General features: G+C 71.2%; 21 protein-coding genes. 12 read left to right on the top strand and 9 right to left on the bottom strand.

Annotated features, from left to right (window positions below; all coding sequences use genetic code 11):
- Window positions 1–99 precede the first annotated feature (99 nt).
- Window positions 100–1,905: an AMP-dependent synthetase/ligase gene (locus tag ACFVH2_RS13695; protein ID WP_378426806.1), complete on the bottom strand. Its 1,806-nt coding sequence runs from the start codon at window positions 1,903–1,905 to the stop codon at window positions 100–102.
- 116 nt (window positions 1,906–2,021) lie between these two features.
- Between ACFVH2_RS13695 and ACFVH2_RS13700 the strand changes: the two genes are divergently transcribed.
- From ACFVH2_RS13700 to ACFVH2_RS13725, 6 genes are all read left to right on the top strand, one after another.
- Complete coding sequence (locus ACFVH2_RS13700; protein WP_378426808.1) at window positions 2,022–2,420, top strand: polyketide cyclase / dehydrase and lipid transport; 399 nt, start codon at window positions 2,022–2,024, stop codon at window positions 2,418–2,420.
- Window positions 2,421–2,473: 53 nt separating this feature from the next.
- A complete protein-coding gene (locus tag ACFVH2_RS13705) occupies window positions 2,474–2,911 on the top strand; it encodes an SRPBCC family protein (protein WP_378426809.1) in 438 nt (145 codons plus the stop codon).
- Between the two features lie 17 nt (window positions 2,912–2,928).
- Window positions 2,929–4,164, top strand: coding sequence for an ArsA family ATPase (locus ACFVH2_RS13710; RefSeq protein ID WP_378426811.1), 1,236 nt, complete (start codon window positions 2,929–2,931; stop codon window positions 4,162–4,164).
- Entirely contained in the window at window positions 4,161–4,535 is a 375-nt protein-coding gene (locus tag ACFVH2_RS13715) for a hypothetical protein (RefSeq protein ID WP_378426813.1), read from the top strand. Before ACFVH2_RS13710 ends, ACFVH2_RS13715 begins: the two co-directional genes overlap by 4 nt.
- A gap of 2 nt (window positions 4,536–4,537) precedes the next feature.
- On the top strand, window positions 4,538–5,506 hold the full coding sequence (locus tag ACFVH2_RS13720; protein WP_378426814.1) for an ROK family protein: 969 nt from the start codon (window positions 4,538–4,540) through the stop codon (window positions 5,504–5,506).
- A 134-nt stretch (window positions 5,507–5,640) separates the two neighbouring features.
- Window positions 5,641–6,402: a lysophospholipid acyltransferase family protein gene (locus tag ACFVH2_RS13725; RefSeq protein ID WP_378426816.1), complete on the top strand. Its 762-nt coding sequence runs from the start codon at window positions 5,641–5,643 to the stop codon at window positions 6,400–6,402.
- A gap of 21 nt (window positions 6,403–6,423) precedes the next feature.
- Here ACFVH2_RS13725 and ACFVH2_RS13730 read toward each other — a convergent pair whose 3' ends face one another.
- Window positions 6,424–7,755, bottom strand: coding sequence for a glycosyltransferase 87 family protein (locus ACFVH2_RS13730; RefSeq protein ID WP_378426818.1), 1,332 nt, complete (start codon window positions 7,753–7,755; stop codon window positions 6,424–6,426).
- Between the two features lie 63 nt (window positions 7,756–7,818).
- On the opposite strand from ACFVH2_RS13730, the gene ACFVH2_RS13735 reads away from it, so the two are divergent.
- The 3 genes from ACFVH2_RS13735 (at window position 7,819) to ACFVH2_RS13745 (ending at window position 10,669) form a co-directional block, all read left to right on the top strand.
- Window positions 7,819–8,310, top strand: coding sequence for a polyadenylate-specific 3'-exoribonuclease AS (locus ACFVH2_RS13735; protein WP_378426820.1), 492 nt, complete (start codon window positions 7,819–7,821; stop codon window positions 8,308–8,310).
- A gap of 76 nt (window positions 8,311–8,386) precedes the next feature.
- Entirely contained in the window at window positions 8,387–9,772 is a 1,386-nt protein-coding gene (locus tag ACFVH2_RS13740) for a class II 3-deoxy-7-phosphoheptulonate synthase (RefSeq protein ID WP_378426822.1), read from the top strand.
- 138 nt (window positions 9,773–9,910) lie between these two features.
- Window positions 9,911–10,669 (top strand): VOC family protein, encoded by a 759-nt coding sequence (locus tag ACFVH2_RS13745; protein ID WP_378426824.1) that lies wholly within the window; start codon window positions 9,911–9,913, stop codon window positions 10,667–10,669.
- A gap of 16 nt (window positions 10,670–10,685) precedes the next feature.
- On the opposite strand, the gene ACFVH2_RS13750 is transcribed toward ACFVH2_RS13745, so the two are convergent.
- The 3 genes from ACFVH2_RS13750 to pknB form a co-directional block, all read right to left on the bottom strand.
- Window positions 10,686–11,096, bottom strand: coding sequence for a hypothetical protein (locus ACFVH2_RS13750; protein ID WP_378426825.1), 411 nt, complete (start codon window positions 11,094–11,096; stop codon window positions 10,686–10,688).
- Window positions 11,097–11,251: 155 nt separating this feature from the next.
- Complete coding sequence (locus ACFVH2_RS13755; protein ID WP_378426827.1) at window positions 11,252–12,181, bottom strand: esterase/lipase family protein; 930 nt, start codon at window positions 12,179–12,181, stop codon at window positions 11,252–11,254.
- Between the two features lie 112 nt (window positions 12,182–12,293).
- Window positions 12,294–14,336, bottom strand: coding sequence for a Stk1 family PASTA domain-containing Ser/Thr kinase (gene pknB, locus ACFVH2_RS13760; RefSeq protein ID WP_378426828.1), 2,043 nt, complete (start codon window positions 14,334–14,336; stop codon window positions 12,294–12,296).
- Between the two features lie 89 nt (window positions 14,337–14,425).
- Here pknB and ACFVH2_RS13765 point away from each other — a divergent pair, with 89 nt between their 5' ends.
- Window positions 14,426–14,794 carry an Rv2175c family DNA-binding protein gene (locus ACFVH2_RS13765; RefSeq protein ID WP_378426830.1) on the top strand — a complete coding sequence of 123 codons (369 nt, stop codon included), beginning with the start codon at window positions 14,426–14,428 and terminating at the stop codon, window positions 14,792–14,794.
- A gap of 86 nt (window positions 14,795–14,880) precedes the next feature.
- Window positions 14,881–15,768 (top strand): SDR family oxidoreductase, encoded by an 888-nt coding sequence (locus ACFVH2_RS13770; protein WP_378426832.1) that lies wholly within the window; start codon window positions 14,881–14,883, stop codon window positions 15,766–15,768.
- Here the strand turns inward: ACFVH2_RS13770 and ACFVH2_RS13775 are convergent.
- The 4 genes from ACFVH2_RS13775 to ACFVH2_RS13790 form a co-directional block, all read right to left on the bottom strand.
- Window positions 15,765–16,724 (bottom strand): phytoene/squalene synthase family protein, encoded by a 960-nt coding sequence (locus ACFVH2_RS13775; RefSeq protein ID WP_378426833.1) that lies wholly within the window; start codon window positions 16,722–16,724, stop codon window positions 15,765–15,767. The two genes, ACFVH2_RS13770 and ACFVH2_RS13775, sit on opposite strands and share 4 nt — an antisense overlap.
- A gap of 1 nt (window position 16,725) precedes the next feature.
- Window positions 16,726–18,357 carry an alpha-(1->6)-mannopyranosyltransferase A gene (locus tag ACFVH2_RS13780; RefSeq protein WP_378426835.1) on the bottom strand — a complete coding sequence of 544 codons (1,632 nt, stop codon included), beginning with the start codon at window positions 18,355–18,357 and terminating at the stop codon, window positions 16,726–16,728.
- Between the two features lie 156 nt (window positions 18,358–18,513).
- Window positions 18,514–20,079, bottom strand: a complete 1,566-nt coding sequence (gene crtI / locus ACFVH2_RS13785; RefSeq protein WP_378426837.1) for a phytoene desaturase family protein — start codon at window positions 20,077–20,079, stop codon at window positions 18,514–18,516.
- The gene (locus tag ACFVH2_RS13790) at window positions 20,079–21,167 is read right to left on the bottom strand and encodes a polyprenyl synthetase family protein (protein WP_378426839.1); all 1,089 of its coding nucleotides are present in this window, start codon (window positions 21,165–21,167) and stop codon (window positions 20,079–20,081) included. Before ACFVH2_RS13790 ends, crtI begins: the two co-directional genes overlap by 1 nt.
- Before the next feature lie 124 nt (window positions 21,168–21,291).
- Here ACFVH2_RS13790 and metF point away from each other — a divergent pair, with 124 nt between their 5' ends.
- Window positions 21,292–22,218 (top strand): methylenetetrahydrofolate reductase [NAD(P)H], encoded by a 927-nt coding sequence (gene metF / locus ACFVH2_RS13795; RefSeq protein WP_378426946.1) that lies wholly within the window; start codon window positions 21,292–21,294, stop codon window positions 22,216–22,218.
- Window positions 22,219–22,256: the final 38 nt, after the last annotated feature.

A 22,256-nucleotide genomic window follows, 5' to 3' on the forward strand; every position in this document is an offset into this window, starting at 1 on the left:
GGCCCCCCCGCGGGGGGGCTTGCCCCCCTGGGGGCGGGCCGCGGGGGGGGGGTTGCCGTGGCCCTCCCCCCCACCCCCGCGCACGGGCGGCGGAGCCGCCTACTTGGCGTAGATGGCCTCGATGTCCTCGGCGAAGCTCTGGTGGATGACGTTGCGCTTGAGCTTGAGCGTCGGCGTCAGCTCGCCGGTCTCCTCGGTGAAGTCCACCGGCAGGATCCGGTACTTCTTGATCGACTCGGCGTGCGAGACGAGCTTGTTGGCGTCGGCGATGGCCGCATCCACCTCGGCCACCAGGTCGACGTCGGCGATCAGGTCGGCGACGGTCGCGTCGGCGGACTTGCCGTTGCGCTCCTTCCAACCGGGCCACGCCTCCGGATCGACGGTGATCAGGGCGCCGATGAACGGCTTCTGGTCGCCGACCACGAGGGCCTGGCTGATCAGCGGGTGGGCGCGCAGGTGATCCTCGAGACCGGCGGGGGCGACGTTCTTGCCGCCCGCGGTCACGATGATCTCCTTCTTGCGGCCGGTGATGGTGATGTAGCCCTCGGTGTCGACCGAACCGAGGTCGCCGGTGTGGAACCAGCCGTCCTCGACGGCCTCCTTGCTCGCCGCCTCGTTGTGCCAGTACTCGGCGAAGACCACCGGGCCGCGCAGCAGGATCTCGCCGTCCTCGCCGATGCGAACAGCGTTGCCCGCCAACGGCTTTCCGACGGTGCCGACCTTCTGGTGGCCGGGGGTGTTCACCGCGATCGCGGCGGTGGTCTCGGTCAGGCCGTAGCCCTCGTAGATGGTCACGCCCATCCCGCGGAAGAAGTGGCCGAGCCGCGCGCCCAGCGGCGCACCGCCGGAGATCGCGAGCTGGCACTGCCCGCCGAGCGCGGCCCGCAGCTTGCCGTAGACCAGCTTGTCGAACACCGCGTGCTTGACCTTGAGGACCAGGCCGGCGCCGCCGTTGTCCTGGGCCTCGCTCCACTGCACGGCCACCTCCGCGGCCGCGTCGAAGATCTTGCCCTTGCCCTCGCCGTGTGCCTTCTGGCGTGCGGTGTTGTAGACCTTCTCGAACACTCGGGGCACGGACAGGATGAAGTCGGGCTTGAACACCCCGAAGGTGGCGACGAGGTTCTTGATGTCGGCGGTGTGGCCGACGGTGGCGCCGGCGTCGAACGCCGCGAGGCTGACGGCGCGGGCCAACACGTGTGCCAGCGGCAGGAACATCAGGGTGCTGCGGCCGGGCCGCAGCAGGTCGCCGAACCCGGAGGTGCTGATGCCGCGGGACTCGGCGATCAGGTTGGAGTGGGTGAGCTGGCAGCCCTTGGGGCGGCCGGTGGTGCCGGAGGTGTAGATCAGGGTGGCCGGGTCGGCGGCGGAGAGGGCGTCGGCGCGGGCGCGGACCTCCTCGTCGGTGACGTCGGTGCCGAGGGCCACGAGCTCGGCGACCGCACCGGTGCCGTCGCCGCCCTCGATCTGCAGCACCTTGCGCACGGCGGGCGACTCGGCGGCGACCTGACCGACGGTCGCGACGTGGGCGTCGTTCTCGACGACGAGTGCGACGGCCGCGGAGTCCTCGAGGATCCAGCGGACCTGCTCGGCGGAGGAGGTCTCGTAGATCGGCACCGTGACGCCGCCCGCGGACCAGATCGCGAAGTCGATCAGCTGCCACTCGTAGCGGGTCGCGGACATCAGCGCGACGCGATCGCCGGGCTGCACGCCCAGCGCGATCAGTCCCTTGGCGACGGTGGCGACCTGGTCCGCGAAGTCGCGGGCGGTGACGGGTGTCCAGGTGGATCCGACCAGGCGCTTGAAGACGACGAGGTCGGGTCGCTGAGCGGCGTGGGTGTAGACCGCGTCGACAGCGGATGCGTCCTCGGGAACGGTGAATGTTGAGGGAACGCTGAACTCACGCACGAAGGCCTCCGACACTGAGGATTACTGACGAGTAGGTTTCTACCCGGTCCCACTCTAACGCCTGCGGATGCGACCTGGGCCACGCCGTGCATCTCCGCATATGTGAAGCTAATCAGGTGAGCAGCATTCAGGTCGCGGACCAGACCTTCATCGCGGCGGCCCCGGCGCGGGTCGCAGAGTGGCTCGGCGCCCCCTCGAAATGGCGTCGCTGGTGGCCGGATCTCCAGGTCGCGGTGCGGGAAGACCGCGCGGACAAGGGGATTCGCTGGACCGTCACCGGTGCACTGACCGGGACGATGGAAGTCTGGCTCGAGCCGGTCCTCGACGGGACGATCGTGCACTACTTCCTGCACGCCGAACCGACCGGAGTGGGGCCCGCCGACCTGGCGAGGATGGACCTGGCAGCGGCCAACCGCACGCGTCGCGTCGCCGGCAAGGAGATGACCTTCGAAGCCAAGAAGTCCCTCGAGGCCGGCCGGGCCGCGGGCGAGGCACCCGCCCCCGTCGCGGGGTAGTCCGCACGTACGCGGCCCGGGAACCGGGCCGTCGGAAAGGAAGCGTTCGCCGCATGGCCGACAAGACCAAGATGTCGATCACCGTCGCCGCACCGCACGATCGGGTGATGGACGTGATCGCCGACTACGACGCGTATCCCGAATGGGTGGCCGCGGCGAAGTCGGTCGAGGTGCTCTCGACCGACCGAAGCGGCCGCGCGCAGCAGGTTCGATTCGTGCTCGACGCGGGCATGGTCAAGGACACCTACGTGCTCGAGTTCGACTGGGCCGCGGACGGCCTTTCGGTCTCCTGGGAACTGGTCTCCGGCGAGATCCAGAAGGCGCAGTCCGGTTCGTACACCCTCGAACCCCAGCCCGACGGCTCCACCGTGGTGACGTACGAGCTGACCGTGGACCTGAACATCCCGATGATCGGGCTGTTCAAGCGCAAGGCGGAGAAGGCGATCACCGACACCGCGCTCAAGGAATTGAAGAAGAGGGTCGAAGGCTGACCGGGCTCGACGCCGACGTGTACCCGCGGGTGCAGCTGATCGTCGGCAAGGGAGGCGTCGGGAAGACGACGATCGCGGCGGCCACGGCGATTGCACTGGCCCGCAAGGGGATGCGGATCCTCGTCGTCTCGCTCGACCAGGCGCATTCACTGTCCGACGTGTTCGGCCTGCCCCGGCATCCCGGCGGCGCGGACACGGCGATCGAGGCGACCGACGGGGTCGAGGTACTCGAGCTCGACACGTTGGCGCTGCTCGAACAGCGGCTGGCCGCGCTCTCGGCCCTGGTGCCCGCCGGCGGCGACCACGAACACGGGTCGCCGCTGTCGCTGCCGGACCCCGAGGAGCTGACCGGGCTGCCCGGCGCGCAGGAACTCGTCGGTCTGGCGGAGGTGACCCGGCTGGCCGAGTCGGGTGACTGGGACGTGGTGCTGGTGGACTGTCCGGCGACCGCGGACGCGCTGCGCCTGTTGACGGTTCCCGAGCTGGTGGCCGACGCGGTCGAGCGGGTCTGGCCGCGACACCGCCGGGTGACGGCGGGGGCGGGCGCGGCGCAGTGGCAACTGCTCGCCGCGCTGCTCGCGGACCGTCTCGTCGACTCCACGGCGCCGATCCGGGCGCTGCTGACCGACGGCAGCAGGACCGGTGTCCGGCTGGTGCTCAGCGCGCGGGCGGTCGCGGCCGCCGAAGCGCGGCGGACCGTGACCGCACTGGCGCTGCTCGGGCTGCGTCTCGACGGCGTGATCGTGAACAATGTTCTGCCGCTCTATGATTCGCAACCCTCCGGCGGTTTCGAGCATCCCGTGCTGCGGTGGTACGCCGACCGGTGCAGCGATCAGCGGACGGTCGTCGACGGGATGCGCGAGGCACTCGGCGACGTCCCGGTCCTCGTCGGAACGGACTGCGGCAGCGAGCCGGTAGGGTTGGCCTCTCTCGCCGCGCTGGCCGACGCACTCTTCCCGGGTGCGAGCGAGCCGTTGCCGGTCGGGGAGGCGGTGGCAGGTCCGACGGTCGTACTGGAATCGGGGGCGGGGGTGGAGTCGGTGTACGCGCTTCGGTTGTCGTTGCCGTTGGTCGACCCGTCGACGCTGACCGTGGGGCGGATCGAGGACGATCTGCTGATCGGCGCCGCGGGCATCCGCCGCCGGCTCACCCTGGCGTCCGTGCTGCGTCGGTGCGTCACCGACAGTGCCGGATTCGAGGGCGGCGACCTGGTGGTGCGCTTCCGCCCGGACCCCGGGGTGTGGCCGACGTGAGCGGCGACCACGCGGACCTGATCGCGGAGCTGCGCGCGCTCACCCACCTTGCCCTCGAGCGGCTCGAACCGATGCTCGACCGGGCGGCGGAGGCGGCGGCGAACGCGGCCGATCCCGACGACGGCGAACCGGGACCCTACGGCTGCACCTGGTGCCCGGTGTGCGCGCTGGCTGCGCTGGCGCGGGGCGAGCAGCACGACCTGGTCACCCTGCTGGCCTCGCAGGCCTCGACCCTGCTCACGCTGGTGCGGGCCCTGCTCGACGAACACGGGTCGCACCCCGGGCCCGGCGACAGGCCGGGCGGCGACGCGCCGGCGGGCCGGCCCCGCTCCTTCGTCCCGATCACGGTGCGGGTCGAGGACAATCCCTGAGCATGGGCACTCGCGCGGGCACCTCGGCACTGACGATTGGGATCGACGTCGGCGGAACCAGCATCCGGGCCTCGGTGGTCGACGCGGACGGGCAGGTGCTCGACTCCGCGCAGGCACCGACCCCGCAGTCCGCGAAGCCGCTGGACGACGCGCTGGACCGGACGGTGCGCGAACTGGTGGACCGGCACGAGATCGGGGCGATCGGGCTCGCGGTGGCCGGTTTCGTCAACCGTGACCGCACGCACGTGCGGTTCGCGCCACACCTGCCGTGGGCGGACGTGCCGGTGGCGCGCGAGCTGTCCGACCGGATCGGGCTGCCGGTGATCCTCGAACACGACGCGAACGCGGCCGCGTGGGCGGAGCACCGCTTCGGGGCGGCGTCCGGGGGCGGCAACGTGGTGACGGTCGCGATCGGCACCGGAATCGGTGCGGCCCTGTTGATCGACGGTGTGCTGTACCGCGGCAGTCACGGCGTCGCGCCGGAGCTCGGCCACCTGCAGGTGGTGCCCGACGGTCGGGCCTGCGCGTGCGGCAAGCGTGGGTGCTGGGAACGGTATTGCAGCGGAACGGCATTGGTGCAGACGGCGATCGAGATGCTGGCCGCGAATCCGGACGAGTCGACGGTGCTCGCTCCCGAGGTCGCCCGGGATCCCGGGTCGCTCACCGGTCGGCGGGTCGCCGGGGCGGCGCAGGACGGCGACAAGCTCGCGCTGCGCACCATGGCGGACTTCGCGCAGTGGCTCGGGGTCGGGCTGGCGATGGTCGGGGACGTCTTCGATCCCGACCTGGTGGTGATCGCGGGCGGAGTGGCCGGTTCCTCGGGGCTGTACCTCGACGACGCGCGCGAGCACTACACCCGGCTGCTGACCGGCGCGGGTCACCGGCCGCGCGCGCGGATCAGGCGCACCCAGCTCGGCGAGGCGGCGGCGATGATCGGAGCCGCGGAGCTGGCCCGCGTCGCGCTGGACTGACGCACGCACCGGGCCGGCGGCGGGTGTGAGTGCGCCCACCGCGACGGCGCTCGTGTGGTCGCCGCCGCTGCCGGCCCGGTACAGTCGGGACACACGAAAATACGGTGTGAGCGCGGCTGATCGGGGAAGGCGCCATGTGGTACTGGCTGTTCAAATACGTTCTTCTCGGGCCGATACTGTTCGCGCTCGGCCGGCCGAGCGTCGAAGGCGCCGAGCATCTTCCGACCAAGGGTCCCGCGATCCTGGCCAGCAATCACCAGGCCGTGATGGACTCGTTCTACCTGCCGCTGATGTCGCCGCGGATGATCACCTTCCTCGCCAAGAGCGAGTACTTCACCGGCACCGGGTTCAAGGGCCGGTTCCAGAAGTGGTTCTTCTCCGCGGTCGGGCAGGTTCCCATCGACCGGACCGGCGCGGACGCGGCCAGTGACGCGCTCAATGCGGGTCTGCGGGTACTCGGGGAGGGCAACCTGCTCGGGATCTATCCCGAGGGCACCCGTTCGCCGGACGGGCGGTTGTACAAGGGCAAGACCGGGATGGCCCGGATGGCGTTGCAGGCGGGCGTGCCGGTGATCCCGGTCGCGATGGTCGGCACCGACAAGCTCAACCCGATCGGTTCGAGGTTTCCCCGGCCCACGAAGATCGTGGTGAAGATCGGTGCACCGCTGGACTTCTCGCGCTTCAACGGCATGGCGGGGAACAGGTTCGTCGAGCGGGCCGTCACCGACGAGGTGATGTACACGTTGATGAAGCTCTCGGGTCAGGAGTACGTCGACATCTACGCCGCGACGCTGCGGAACCGGCCCGCCCCGTCCGGTCCGGTCGGCTCCGAGGCATCCGCAGGCAGCGACGGTGACACCGGTGCCGACCGGATCCCGGACAGCCAGGCCAGCTGACTCAGGCCGCTCCGGTGGCGGTCAGCCGACCGGGACCGGCGCCAGGTCCGTCTCGTCGACGCTGCGCGCCCGCCCCGCGGGCACCGGCGCGATCCGGACCGCGGCGATCAGGATGAGGGTCGCGACGCCCCACCACACGTACGAGGACGCCAGGAACTGGTCCCACAGTGGCCAACCCAGCCCGCTGCTGCGGCCCGGGGCCAGGCGCCAGTGCGGCGCGATCACCAGCAGTGCGACACTGCCGATCGTCCAGCCGGCCCACAGCGCCCGCCGCCACGCGTCCCGCGGCGCCGACCCGAACGCCAGGTGGCCGAAGATCATGAGGATCGGCACCACCCACACCCAGTGATGCGACCAGGACACCGGCGAGGCCAGCAGGCCGAACAGGGCGGTCGCGGTGAGCGCGAGCGCGGGCTGCCCGGACGCGAACGCGCGCCGCACCGCGATCACCGTCACGACGAGCACGAGCAGGCAGCACAGCGCCCATATCGGCGTCCGCAGCGACGGGTCGAGCCCGAGCCGGGCCAGCATCCCGGTGATCGACTGGTTGCCGGGGTAGGCGGGCTTGCCGATCCGGTTCGAGTCGATCAGGGTGTCGGTCCAGTACTGCTTCGAGTCGGAGAAGGTGACCGCGAAGCCGATCGCGGTGCCGCCGAGGAATCCGATCGCCGCCCAGACGGTGGCGCGGAAGTCCTTGCGCAGCAGGAAGTACAGCACGAACACCGCGGGCGTCAGCTTCACCGCGGCGACCAGGCCGACCAGCAATCCGCGCGGCCACGGCGTCTTCGGCAGCAGGCAGTCGGCGGCGACGAGCGCCATCAGCACGAGGTTGATCTGTCCGTAGTCCAACGTCGAGTACACGGGTTCGAGCACGAGCGCGCCGGCGAACACGGCGCCCGCCGTCCACCACGTCACCGTGCGGTCGACGAGACCGAGGGAGCGCAACGTCAGCAGGACGGTCGCGAGCAGCGCGGCCAGCGACAGCACCGTCAGCGCCACGCTGGCCTGGTCGAGAGTCAACGCGGACAGCGGACCGAACACGATCGCGGCCAGCGGGGGATAGGTGAACGGCAGCGGATTGCCCAACGCGGTCGCGGGCAGCTGACCGTAGAGCGGCACGCCGTGCGCGAACGCGGTTCCGCCGATCCGGTACACGTCGAGGTCGATCCGGTAGAAGCTGCCGACCTCGCGCAGTCGCGGGAAGCCCACCAGGTTGTACGCCACGCCCACGACCACCGCGACCAGGACGGCGAGACGGGCCAGCGCACCGGCTGCCGTCGTGCCCGAACGGCGTGCGCCGGGGTCGTCGGCGGTGCGGGCAGCGTCGGTCCCAGCGTCACGGGGAGTCTGCACCAGTCATCCTTCGGGTCGGGGGCAGTCGCAACACCAGTGTGCCGGGCGCACTACTGTGCCTGCGTGCGCTACTTCTACGACTGCGAGTTCATCGAGGATGGTCGCACAATCGACCTGGTGTCGATCGGTGTGGCCGCCGAGGACGGCCGAGAGTTCTACGCCGTCTCCACCGAGTTCGACCCCGACCGGGCCGGGAAGTGGGTGCGGGCGAACGTGCTCCCGAAACTCCCGCAGCCGTCCTCGCCGCTGTGGCGGTCCCGCGAACAGATCCGCAACGACCTGCTGAAATTCCTGATCCCGAGGCCGGGCATCACCCCCGAACTGTGGGCCTGGGTCGCCGCCTACGACCACGTCGCGCTGTGCCAGCTGTGGGGCGACATGACGGCGCTGCCGCAGTCGATGCCGCGATTCACTCGCGAGCTCAAGCAGTACTGGGAGGACGCCGGATCGCCTGCGCTGCCCGCGGCGCCCGGCGACGCCCACGACGCGCTCGCGGACGCCCGCCACAACCTGGTCAAGTTCGAGGCGATCCGCACCGCGCTGGCGCTTCGCTGACAGTCGAACGACGGACACGGCCCGTCGAATCGCACCCATCGCGCCACCGGATCGGGATAACGAATATCCTGTACCGGTGAACTGGACTGTCGACGTGCCGATCGACCGCTTGCCCCAACTCCCGCCGCTGCCCGCAGCGATGCGTCAGAAGCTGGACGAAGCGCTGAGCAAGCCCGCCGCTCAGCAGCCGTCCTGGCCGGAGGACCAGGCCGCGGCGATGCGCACCGTGCTCGAGAGTGTGCCGCCGATCACCGTGGCGAGCGAGGTGGAGCAGCTCCAGGCCAACCTCGCCGACGTCGCCCGCGGCGAGGCCTTCCTGCTGCAGGGCGGTGACTGCGCGGAGACCTTCGCCGACAACACCGAGCCGCACATCAAGGGCAACATTCGGACCCTGCTGCAGATGGCGGTCGTGCTGACCTACGGCGCGAGCCTGCCGGTGGTCAAGGTCGCGCGCATCGCCGGTCAGTACGCCAAGCCGCGGTCGGCGGACGTCGACTCGCTCGGGCTCAAGTCGTACCGCGGCGACATGGTGAACTCGCTGGTCGCCGACGCGGCCGTGCGCGAGCACGACCCGTCCCGGCTGGTGCGCGCGTACGCCAACGCCAGCGCCGCGATGAACCTGGTGCGCGCCCTCACCGGCGCCGGGATGGCGGACCTGCACAGGGTGCACGACTGGAACCGCGAGTTCGTCGCGTCCTCGCCCGCCGGTGCCCGCTACGAGTCGTTGGCCAAGGAGATCGACCACGGCCTCCGCTTCATGAGTGCGTGCGGCGTCACCGACCCGACGCTGCACCAGGCGAAGATCTTCGCCAGCCACGAGGCGCTGGTCCTCGACTACGAGCGCGCGATGCTGCGCCTCGACAACGACGACGACCACCCGAAGCTCTACGACCTGTCGGCACACTTCCTGTGGATCGGCGACCGCACCCGTCAGCTCGACGGCGCGCACATCGCGTTCGCCGAGCTGGTGTCGAACCCGATCGGTCTCAAGATCGGTCCGACCACGACGCCGGAGATGGCTGTCGAGTACGTCGAGCGGCTCGACCCCACCAACAAGCCGGGCCGGCTCACGCTGATCTCCCGAATGGGCAACGGCAAGGTCCGGGACCTGCTGCCCGCGATCATCGAGAAGGTCCAGGCCACCGGTCACCAGGTGATCTGGCAGTGCGACCCGATGCACGGCAACACCCACGAGGCGTCCACCGGCTACAAGACCCGCCACTTCGATCGAATCGTCGACGAGGTGCAGGGATTCTTCGAGGTGCACAACGGCCTGGGCACCCATCCGGGCGGCATCCACGTGGAGCTGACCGGTGAGAACGTCACCGAGTGCCTGGGCGGCGCGCAGGACATCTCCGACCTCGACCTGTCGGGCCGGTACGAGACCGCGTGCGATCCCCGGCTGAACACCCAGCAGTCGCTCGAACTGGCATTCCTCGTCGCGGAGATGCTGCGCGGCTGAGCCGTCTGTCGCCGCAGAGCGGCCCGTTCCCACGTCGGGACGGGCCGTTTCGGCTTTCTCGGTCGACCTTGTCGGTGCTCGGCGATACGGTCGCGGTGATCAGTTCGACACCCGACCGTCGTCAGTGAGGGAATCGTCATGAAGATCACCGAAACGCAGCTCGGTGCGCCCTGTTGGGCGGAGCTCGGCACCACGGACATCGACGCCGCCGGAACGTTCTACGGCGGACTGCTCGGCTGGCAGCCGGAGGCCGAACCGAACACGGAGGCCGGCGGCTACACGATGATGCTGCTCGACGAGGATCCCGTCGCCGCCGTGACGCCGCTGTACCAGGAGGGACAGCCGGTCGCGTGGACCGCGTCCATCGCGGTCGCCGACGTCGACGCGACGGTGCGCGCGGCCATCGAGGCAGGCGGGGCGGTGCTCGCCGAGGCGATGGACGTGTTCGACCTGGGACGGTTCGCGGTGCTCGCCGACCCGACGGGCGCGGTGATCTCGATCTGGCAGGGACGGGCGTTCCCGGGCGCGGGACGCCTGAACGAGACCGGCGCGCTGTGCTGGATCGAACTGCGTACCCGGGACACCGCGGCGGCACAGGAGTTCTACGCGAGGGTGTTCGGCTGGACCGTCAACGCCGGCGACGGTTACACCCAGTTCGGGGTGGCGGGCAATGACTTCGGCGGGATGATGGCGATGGGCGCGGACTTCCCGGACGGGGTACCGCCGCACTGGGCGCTGTACTTCGGGGTCGACGACGTCGACGCCGCGGTCGCGAAGGCGACGTCGCTGGGTGGTCAGGTCCACGTGCCGGGCACCGACATCCCGGACACCGGCCGTTTCGCGTTGCTGACCGATCCGCAGGGCGGTGCCTTCGCGGTGTTCAACGGGAAGGACTGAAACCGCGGCCGGTGGGTCAGCTGCCGGTGTCCCACACCGGGTAGACGAAATGGCCGGCCCCACCGCCGGGCAACGCCGACCCCAGTGACCCCGGGTAGTCCATCGCCAGCTTGACCAGCTTGTGCGGCCGGCCCTGCCGGTCCGCCTGCCAGCAGTCGAGCGTGACGCCGTGGAAGCCCTCGCACACGATGCGGGTGCTGGTCCCGTACGGGGAGGTGAGCCGGTCGGCGCTGACGAAGGGGTTCCAGTAGTCGAGGTCGGTCGGAGTGAGGAAGCTCGTGGTCTCGTAGGGGACGAGGGGAGTGGGGTAGGGCGGCGGAGTAGGCCATTCGTCGGCCGCGGCGACCCCGGTGCCGGCAAGGATCGCGGCGGCGCCGAGTGCGGTGGTCGCGGCGACCCGGGCGGTGTGGCGGGCTGCGGTGCGCATCGGTTTCTCATCTCCTCGGGCGGAGTCTCTGCTCGTCCGGAGGCCCTGCTCGTGCCGATGCCCGGTGATCGATCGTGGGCCGGGATACCTCTCGGTCGCGTCCGGAACTCCGTTCGTGCGGTGTATCGGGCTCGGTGGGGTCGGCGTTAGCGGGCTCACTCGCAGGGGACGGCCCGTGGATGGGCCGGGTCGAGGGCGTTGAGAACCAGGGCGCCTGCGCGTGCGGAGGTGGTGAGGGCGTTGTGATCCGAGTCGTCCCGCTCGCAGCCGTCCTGGACGACGATATTGGTGACGTCGTAGCCGGGCCGGCCGGGAACCATCCCCTGGGTGAACGGCACGACCTGTTCGTCGTGTCGGGTGCCGATGTTCGTGTAGGCGATGCCCTTCAGATAGGGGGTCCCGTCGGCGTTGACCTCGTTCACGAAATCGGATCCGGCGACGAACTGGCCGCAGGCCTGGCAGATCGGGAACGCGGTGGCGGGTAGGCCGAGTCGGTCGAAGAGTGCGGGAAGTCCGTCGCCTCCAAGGACTTTCGTTCCGTGCCACAGTGGTGCAAGCGAGACGTACCTGGTGATCTTCGGTTGCCCGCCCAGGACCTTGGCGTAGTACTCGGGTGCGATCGTGCCCTGTGAATGGCCCACGATGTCCACCGTCGAGGCTCCGGTCGCCGAGAGCACCCGATCGACGAATGCACCGATCTCGCGCGCGCTGCTCTCGATCGGCGCCATCCCGCCGATCGACGAGACCGGCGCGGTGGTGCCGGGAACGGCGCCGTAGGTCAGTGCGAACACGCAGTATCCGGCGCTCTTCAGCATCGGGACGTAGGCGCCCCAGGTGAGCTGCTGCCCGCCGGCCGTTCCGTGAACCAGTACCACGGGTCGGGGGTGCTGCGGCGTTGGCCTGCACTCGAAGTCGTTGGACCCGGGCAGCGAACCGCCGGGACTGGTCAGTTCGCTCCGAACGCCGGCGGCAATCGTGTCGTTCTCGGGACTCGGCTCGGCACTGGCCGCCACCGTCCACGGCGAGACCACAGTCAGCGCGATCAGCGTGACCACGAAAACCAGGGCGCGTCGCGCTCGAATCATTCTTCCCCCTCGTTGCTCGGCGCCTGAACCTAGCAACCGATTGGGTTGGAGTGCACGCATTTCGAGCGCATCGAGCCGACGCGCGCACCGCCCGCGAACGGGGGATCTCCCGCTATGGCAGTGCCACGAGCGTGACCTTGCTGCCCGGCCGGACACGTTCGCCCGCCCCGGGCGTCTGCGTCAGGACCAGCGACCGGTCGGTCACCACCGCCTGCCGGACCTGTACCTCGAGACCGAGCTTGGTCAGCTCCTCGCGCGCGGACCCGACCGTGCGGCCCAGCATCGACGGCAGTTTCACCGCATTCGACACGGTCAGCTTCACCGTCGAACCCGCCCCCACCGTGGTTCCGCCGGCAGGGTCGGTCCCGACGACGTCGCCGGCGTCGACGCCCGCGTCGAATACCTCCTCGGTGCTCGAGACCACCATGCCGATGCCGTCCAGCGCGGCCCGGGCCTGGTCAACCGACTTGCCACGGAGGTCGGGGATCTCGGCGGGCGGCGACCCCTTGCTCCGCACGACCCGAACCTGCGAGCCCACGTCCAACACCGTGCCCGGGCCCGGATCGAGGGCGGCGACCGCGCCGGTCGGCGCCTTCGTGCTGAACGCCTCGCCGCCGTCGACCGGCACGAACGTCCGGTCCTTCAGTTCCTGTTCGACACGTGTGCGGTCCTCGCCGGCCGTCAGTGCGGGAACCGCCGGCCGGCCGAGCGACACCAGCAGCGCGACCGTCCCGTTTCGGGCCACCCGCGAACCGGCGGTCGGGTCGGTGCCCAGCAGGGCGTCGACCGGGGCGGTGTTCGAGTACTGGCCGCGGACCTCGGACTCGAGTCCCGCCGACGAAAGCGTGGTCGCGGCGGTCGCCCGATCCATTCCGTTCACCGCAGGCACGGCCGTGTAGCGGCCCGAACCCATCCACCAGCCGCCGATCCCGACCGCCAGTGCCAGCAGCAGGATCACCGTCAACCACACCAGCATCGAGCGTCGCGACCGCTGCCGCTGGGCCGCGAAGTCCGGGTACTCGTACTGCGCTGCCTCCCGGCGCTGAACCCTCGTCGCCTCGGCGGGTGCCTCGTCCGAGCGGGGGGTCACATCGGTGACCACCTTCGTGTGCTGGGGCGCCACGTGCTCGACCGCAGGATGAGGGCCGAGCGCGACGGTCGCGGGCGACGCCGAGGTCACCAGGGTGGGCGCAGCATCGCCCGCGGCCGCGGCCGCGGCAGCTGGACGCTGATCCACCGCTCCCGCGACCTGCATGGCCGCGCTCAGGTGCTGCGCCGACTGGCGCGGGGCAGGCACCCGGTACGCGGGCAGCTGCAACAGGTGACTCACGGACCGCAACGCCGCGGCCATGTCGCCGGCATTGGCGAAGCGTTCGTCGGGGTTGCGGGCCGTCGCGTCGAGCACCAGCTGGTCGAACTCCTCGGGCACACCCGGGATAACCGAACCGGGGCTGGGCACGTCGGCGTTGATCCGCTGATAGGCGATGGACAGCGAGGTGTCGCCGGTGAACGGGGTTCGCCCGGTGAGCATTTCGAACAGCAGCACGCCTGTCGCGTAGACGTCGCTGCGGGCGTCCGCGTTGCCGCTGGTCACCTGCTCCGGGGACAGGTACGCCGCGGTGCCGAGGATCACGCTGGTCGACGTCGCGTTCGACCCGGCCACCGCGCGCACCAGACCGAAGTCGGCGATCTTCACCTCGCCGGAGTCGGAGATCAGGACGTTCTCGGGCTTGATGTCGCGATGCACCAGCCCCGCACGGTGCGCGACGGCCAGCGCGTCGAGCACCGGACCGGTGACGGCGCCCGCGGCGTGCGGTGGCATCGGTCCGCGCTCGCGCAGCAGCTCGCGCAGCGTGCCGCCGGCGACCAGCTCCATCACCAGGAAGGCGTGTTCGCCGTCGACCCCCTGGTCGTACACGGCGACCAGACCGGGATGGCTGAGCCGGGCCACCGCCCGCGCCTCGAACTCGAAACGGGCGACGAACTGCGGGTCCTGCGCAAACTTGGGATCCATCACCTTGATCGCGACCGGACGGTCCAACCGCAGGTCCATCCCGCGATAGACCATCGACATGCCGCCGCGCGCGATCGGGGAGTCCACCCGATAGCGGCGTTCGAGCAGTGTGCCGATCAGTCGCTGATCTCCTGGCCCCACCCGTGCATACCCCATTTCCCGTCGACAATGTCCGCATCGATGGTAGCCAGCGGCGCGGACCTGCGGCCGCACCCGATACCGTTAGCGGTGTGAGTGCCATCCCTTATTGCGACGACGTCCTCGACCCCTCCGTGGAACTGTGGCAGCTGCCCGACGTGGCGAAGCTGCTCGGCGTGGCCGTCACGCGCGTGCATCAGATGCTCCGCGACGGCGAGCTGATCGCGGTCCGCAGGTCGGGCGTGCTCGGCGTCCCCGAGGCCTTCTTCGTCGAGGAGGGCGAGGTGGTCCGCTTCCTGCCCGGGCTGCTGGTGGTCCTGCGCGACGGCGGCTACACCGACGAGGAGATCCTGCGCTGGCTGTTCACCGAGGACGAGACGCTGCCCGGCACCCCGGCGGGCGCGCTGCACACCGACTCCGCCCGGGAGGTCGTTCGCCGCGCCCAGGCGATGGCATTCTGACCTGACCCGGGTCTGGGCCCGCTGAGTTACGGTCGGCCCGCCGATTCCTGGCCGGGACCCGACCGCGCGATCTAGGCTCGACAGTCATGACCAGTCTGGCCGGCAAGGTCGTCCTAATCACCGGTGGTGCGCGCGGAGTGGGCGCCGAGGTCGCCCGACGGCTACATCGTCGCGGCGCACGGCTGATTCTCGTGGACCTGGACCGCGAACCCCTGACGGCGATCGCCGACGAACTCGGTCCCCACGCGCTTCCCGTCGTCGCGGACGTGTGTGACCTGTCCGCCATGGAGTCGGCGGTGGCGCAGGGGATCGAGCGGTTCGGCGGCATCGACATCGTCATGGCCAACGCCGGCATCGCCAGCTACGGCAGCGTTCTCGCCGTTGACCCGGCGGTGTTCCGGCGCCTGATCGAGGTCAACGTCGTGGGCGTCTTCCACACCGTGCGCGCCGCGCTCCCGTCGGTCGTCGAACGGCGCGGCTACGTCCTGGTCGTCTCGTCGGCCGCGGCGTACGCGGCCGCGCCGGGACTGGCCCCGTACTGCGCGTCTAAGGCGGGGGTCGAGCATTTCGCGAACTCGCTGCGCCTCGAGGTCGCGCATCTGGGCGTCGACGTGGGCTCCGCGCACATGGCGTGGATCGACACCCCGATGGTCCAGGACGCGAAGGCCGACCTGCCCGCGTTCCGGAAGATGCTCGCCGCGCTGCCGGGTCCGATGGGCAAGACGACGAGCGTCGAGGTTTGCGGTCGCGCTTTCGAGCGGGGCATCGAGCGTCGTGCCAAGCGGATCAACGTGCCCGGCTGGGTCGGCGTGGCCCGGTGGCTGAAGCCCCTCGCCCAGACCCCGCTCGCTGAACGCGACATCCGCAACAACGCGAGAACGCTGTTGCCCGAAATGGACGCGGAGGTCGCGGGGCTCGGCCGGTCGGTCAGTGCCCGCGTGCAGGCGCTCGAAGGGGACGGCCCGGCCGACTAGCTGACGGCTGCCGCGAGCGAAGCCAGCAGCCGTGGAGCCGCGAGCGCGACCCGCCGTCGCGTCGGCACCACCGCGCGCCGGTCGAGCACCCGGTACCCGCCGTCCTCGACCTCGCCGAGGATCGCCGCGTACAGCTCGAAGGCGGCGACCATCCCGGGCCGCACCCGGCGGTCGAGCATCGCCAGTCCGGGCTCGGCGCGCCGGTAGTAGTCGCGGGTGACGGCCACGAAATGGGCCAGGGCCCTCTCGACCCGCGGATCCACCCGGCCGGTGCGCTGGCACTCGCGCAGCAGGTCCGCGTCCACCCCGAACGCGGAGAGTTCGTCGGCGGGCAGGTAGACCCGGCCGCGTTGCAGATCCTCCCCGACGTCGCGGATGAAGTTGGTGAGCTGGAACGCCTCGCCGAGCGCCGCCGCGGCGGGCTCGGCCTCCTCGATCGTGGTGACGGTGCCGAGGACGGGCAGCATCTGCAGGCCGATGGCGGCCGCCGAGCCGTGCATGTACTCGCGGAGCTCGTCCATCGTGCCGTAGACCGCGCGGTAGCCGGGGGCGCCGGGCAGGTCCATCCGCATGGACGCGAGAAAGGCGGTGAAGTGGTCGAGTTCGATCGCGTACCGGTCGATGGTGTCGGCGACCGCCAGCACCGCCGCGCGGGTACCGTGCCGCGGCGCACCCGCGACCGCGGCGAGCAGTTCGGCCTCCACCCGGTCGAGTTCGGCGAGGCAGTCCGCGGCCGGGCGACCCGCGGCCGCTTCGACGTCGACCAGGTCGTCGACGGTGCGGGCGAAACCGTACAGCGCGTGCACCGCCGGCCGGCGTCGTTCGGGCAACAGTCGGGTGGCGAGGTAGTAGCTCTTGCCGTGCTCGGCGGCCAGCCGGCGGCAGTGCCGGTAGGCGTCGGCGAGGTCGCCGGCCGCCGGGACCGCCCCCGGCACGGCGTCGTGCAGTGCGGTCATGTCAGTCTCGGGCGGTGGCCATGCCGAGGGCGCTCGGGGACGCTGCGGGCGCGGACTCCCCGTGCCCGCTGACCGACCGGATCCGCAGCGGGTCCACGGTCACGAGCGAGCGCGCCGCCACGACCGCTGCGAACGTCGCGAGCAGCACGTGCGGCAGCGTGTACAGGCCGATCGAGCCGTCCGGCTGGAAGACCAGCATCAGCCAGGTCGACAACCCGACCAGGATCACCAGCGTCGTGGTGGACATGGCGAACCCGGCGGCGATGGCCAGCGGCCACGAGTAGTACCAGGGCAGCGCTGCGGGGGAGAGCACCACGATGACCACCAGTGCGACCAGGATGCCGAGCACGGCCTGTCGCGGGGTCTTGCGGAAGCGCCACCAGACGACCACCAGGGCGATGACCATCGCGACCGCACAGATCGCGCGGGTCACCTCGAGCACCGGGCCCAGTCGCAGGCCGGTGAACCAGGAGGTGCCCACGGTGACCATGTGCGCCATGATCGTCGGCAACGAGAGCCAGTTGATGATCTTCGCGGAGCCGGACAGTGCGGTGAGCCAGCCGAGGCCGACCCCGGCGATCAGCGAGGCGGCCGCGAAGACGGCGGCGAACACCCCGACCCCGGCCCCCGCGGTCTTCGCGAACAGCGCGATCGGACCCGGCGGTTCGCGGCGCTGCCCCGCCTCGCCCGAGGAGGCCTCGGCGCGTTCGCGCTCGTGGATCATCCAGATCCAGACCAGGAACGGCAGCGCCACCCCGGCCATCGCCTTGACCGCGACACCGAGCGCGACCACCGCGATGCCCGCGACGTGGTGCCGGTCGAGCACCAGCGTGATGCCGGCGACCATCAGGCCGACCATCAGCATCTCGTTGTGCACGCCGCCGATGAGGTGGATCAGGACCAGCGGGTTGAGCACGGCCAGCCACAGAGCCACCGTGGGGTTGCCACCGAGCTGGCGGGCCAGCCGGGGCAGCGCCCACATGGTCAGGGCGAGGCCGGGCAGCATGGTCAGGCGCAGCAGCATCGTCCCGGCGATCACGTTGTCGCCGGTGATCGAGGTGATGCCCTGGCCGAGCAGCAGCGACACCGGGCCGTAGGGGGCGGTGGTGGTGGTCCACACGTTGCTCACGTTGTCGAGCAGCACGCCGGGGTTCGCGACCGGACCGACCGCGTACGGGTCGAAGCCGTCGCGCAGCAGTGCGCCCTGGGCCAGGTACGAGTAGGCGTCGCGGCTGAACATCGGCACCGCCAGCAGCAGCGGCCCGGTCCAGGCCGGGACGATCCAGCGCAGCTCGCCGACAGTGACGTCGTCGGCGAGCGTCGCGCGGCCGAGCCGCACCCAGGCCGCGATCATGAGCAGCACGCCGATCCACACGATCGCGGTCGAGAGGACGAGGCCGTGACCGAACCGCAGCCACGACAGGTGCAGGGTCTCGAGCAGGGGGTCCTGTCGACGGACCGCTCCGGACCCGAACCCGCCGAAGGTGATCATCATCGCGCCGAGGAACCCGAGGACGGCGGCGTGCCCGGCGTCGCAGCGCAGGAAGTCCGCGACCGCGCGCGACCGGCCACCGGCGGCAGCGTCGACGTTGCAGGCAGGGCGTCCGTCGACAGCGGGTGTGGGGGACGTCATCGGTGCGGATCTTCCCCCAAGGTTGCGCGGCTCGGTCGCCGCGGGCGTCGGGGACGGCCGCGGCAGGTGTGGACGGTGCCTCAGTTTAGTAGCTCCGCGGTCGGGACCGGGAAGCGACGTGATCAGCGGCGTCCGTCGGGAGTGCCTTCGCGCAGTTCACCTGCGGTTCGTCCGGGCGACACCCGGGCGACTTCCGACGATCCGCTGCGCCGCGAGCTTGCCCGAGACGAGGACGGTCGGCACGCCGACGCCGGGTGTGGTCCCGCAGCCTGCCAGCACCACGTTCGCCGCTCCGGTGTCGAGGTTGCCGCGCCGGAACGGTCCGGTCTGCGCGAAGGTGTGCGCGGCCGCGAACGGGGTTCCCGCGGACATGCCGCGGTCCGCCCAGGTCTGCGGGGTGTCGACGAGGTCGACCCGGAAGTGCTCCGCGATGCCGGTGTAGCCGCGACGCTCGAGTTCGGCGAGCAACTCGCGGACGTACGGCCCGCCGAGGGCCGGCCAGTCCAGCGGCGCGCTGTGCAGGTTCGGGCACGGCGCGAGTATCGACAGCGGTTCGTGGGACTGTCCGTCGCGGGTCAGCAGCAGGCTCTCGTCGGTGCAGGCAGGCCGGGTCAGCAGCAGCGACGGGTCGCTCATCAGGCGGCCGCGACCGCGCCGCGCGGTGATCTCGGTGAACGTGCGCTCCCACTCGGCGCCGAAGTCGATGGTGTGGTGGCCGCTGCCGCTCCACCGCCGCGTCACCTCGACGGGGATGGTGCCGTGTGCGACCACCGCGGACGGTGAGTGCCGCACCGGCCTGCGCGGCCGACGGCGCGACGGCAGCAGCGACTGCGCGCCGCCGAGGTCGGCGGTGAGCACCACGGCGTCCACCTCGACGTTCGACCCGTCGGCGGTGTGCACCCGCCGGGCCCGGTCGCCGTCGTACTCGATGCGGGTGACCTCGGTCCCCAGCCGGAGCACCCCGCCCGCGGCCGTGAACGCGTTCGCCATCGCCTGTGCGATCGTGCGCATCCCGCCGACGGGGAAGTAGACGCCCAGCGAGGTGTCCATGTGGGCGATCACGCCGTAGATGCCCAGCGCCTTCGCCGGACTGGTGCCGGCGTACAGCGACTGGAAGGTGAACACGCGCTGCAGTCGCGGGTCCCGGACGAACCGGGCGACCTTCGGTCCGAGCCTGCCGAACCCGCCGATCCGGACCAGGGTGCTCACGTCGGCCAGCGCGGATCGCGAGTTGACCAGGTCCAGCGCGGAATCGAAGTTCGCGTCGATGAACCGGTCGAACTCGGCGGCGTACAGGCGCGCCAGCCAGGCCCGCAGCCCGCGGTACCGCGCCGCCTCCGCCGTCCCGAACACCCGCGCGACCTCCGCCGCCATGGCGTCGGGGTCGGAGTGGACCCCGAGGGCGGTGCCGTCGGCGAACCGCGCGTGGTACGCGGGTGCGAGCGGCCGCAGGCGCAGCGGTGGCTCGACGGTGGCGAAGTCCGCGCCGACCGCCGCCAGGGCCTCGGCGACGAGTTCGGGCATCGTCAGAACGGTTGCACCGCTGTCGATCTCGTAGCCGGGGCCGGAGTGCACGCCGACCCTGCCGCCGACCGTGTCGTCGCGCTCGAGGAGCGTCACCGCACGCCCGCAGCCGCGCAGGTGCAACGCCGCCGCGAGCCCGGACAACCCGGCGCCGACGACCACCACCCGGTCGGTCCGGCCGGTGACGACCCGCGTCATCAGGCGTCGCGACGGGCGACGGCCATCGCCATCGACCGCAGGCTGGACTTGGCCTCCGCGGTCGCGGACGAGGCCTCCAGCGCGCGCAGGCCCGTCGTGGTCAGCTCGTCGATGCGACGCTCCACCGCGTCGACCGCGCCCAGGTCGGTGATGACCTCGCGGAGCCGGTGCACCTGCTCGTCGGAGAGATCGGTGCCGATGCTGCGGCGCAGCACGTCCGCGGTGCCGCGATCGCTCGCGTCGGCGCGCAGCAGCGCCTCGGCGAACAGCACCGTCCGCTTGCCCTCGCGCAGGTCGTCGCCCGACGGTTTGCCCGTGACCTCGGGATCGCCGAACACGCCGAGCAGGTCGTCGCGCAGCTGGAAGGCGATGCCGATGTCGGTGCCGAACTCGCGGTACGCGGCGATCAGGTCGTCGTCGGCGCCGGCCAGCGCCGCGCCCAGGTGCAGTGGCCGCTCGATGGTGTACGCCGCCGTCTTGTACCGGTTGATGCGCAGGGCCGCCGCCACCGACTCGTCGGCGGTGACCTCGGTGCTCACGTCCAGGTACTGCCCGCCCAGGACCTCGGTCCGCATCGCCGACCACACCGGCCCGAGCCGTCGCTGCGCGGCCGCGTCAACCCCGGACTCGCGGATCATGTCGTCCGCCCAGGCCAGGGCCAGGTCGCCGAGCAGGATCGCGATCGATTCGCCGAACTTCGCCGGGTCGCCCGACCATCCGCCGCCGCGATGCCGATCCGCGAACTCGACGTGCAGCGTCGGGAAGCCGCGCCGGGTGCCGGAGGAGTCGATGATGTCGTCGTGCACCAGGGCGCAGGCCTGCACCAGCTCCAGTGCCGAGCAGGCCCGCAGCACCGCGTCGGCGTCCGTGCCGGTGGGGTCGCCGCCCGCGCCGAGCCAGCCGGTCCAGGCGAACGCCGGGCGCACCCGCTTGCCGCCGCGCAGCACGAACGACTCGAGTGCGGTGACCGCGTCGGTGAACGTCCCGCCGACGGCGTCGGTGAGGCCGCGGCGGCCGGCGAAGAACTCACGCAGAGCCGACTCGACGGCCGGGGGTACCGAGGTCATCGGGTCGGGAGGGGTACTCATGACCGACACCCTAATGGTCGCTGGAGAACGGCCCGAATGGTCGCCGGGGAACGGCCCGGACCGCCGCCACTATGATTGACCGGTGACATTTGATGCCGTCAGGGGGCGGTCCAGCGACGGCTGGGTGACGAGTACCCCCTCGATCGTGGACCGGATCCGCTCGTCGTCGGGCGGCCGGATCCCCTTCTCCGTGGAGTTCTCCCCGCCGCGCGACGCCGACGCCGAGGCGCGGTTGTGGCGCGCGGTCCGAGAGTTCGAGCGGCTCGGTCCGGCCTTCGTGTCCATGACGTACGGGGCGGGCGGCTCGACCCGCGACCGCACCGTCCGGGTGACCGGACAGCTCGCCGAGGACACCACGCTGCTGCCGGTCGCGCACCTGACCGCGGTCGGCCACAGCATCGACGAGCTGCGCTCGATGTGCGGCGCCTACGCGGACCGCGGCATCAGCAACATCCTGGTGCTGCGGGGCGACCCGCCCGGCGACCCGCTCGGCGAGTGGGTCAAGCATCCCGACGGCGTCGAGTACGCCGAGGAACTCGTCCGGCTCGTCCGCGACATGGGCGACTTCCACGTCGGGGTGGCGTCGTTCCCCGAGGGGCACTACCGCGCCCCCGACCTCGAGCACGACACGAAGTACCTGGTGTCGAAGCTGCGGGCCGGGGCGGAGTACTCGATCACCCAGATGTTCTTCGACGTCGACGACTACCTGCGGCTGCGCGACCGGGTGGTCGCCTGCGACCGCGAGCAGGGCGAGAAGCCGATCGTCCCGGAGATCATGCCCATCACCTCGCTGCGCTCGGCGCGCCGCAGCCTCGAACTGTCCGGCTCGAAGCTGCCGCCCGCGCTCGAGGAGCGGCTGACCCGCGCCGCGGGCACCGGGCCGGAGGAGAACCGCGCCGCCGTCCGCGAGATCGGCATCGAGGTGGCCACCGAGATGAGCGAGCGGCTGATCGCGGAGGGGGCGCCCTGCCTGCACTTCATCACCCTCAACTTCGCCCGCGCGACCAGCGAGGTGCTCACCAACCTCGGCATGGCCGCGACGGTGACCTAGGCGCTTCGCGCCCGTGCGTCCTTCCGGCCCGAGTGGGG

Source organism: Rhodococcus sp. NPDC127527 (genome assembly GCF_042672245.1).
GTDB lineage: Bacteria > Actinomycetota > Actinomycetes > Mycobacteriales > Mycobacteriaceae > Rhodococcus_G.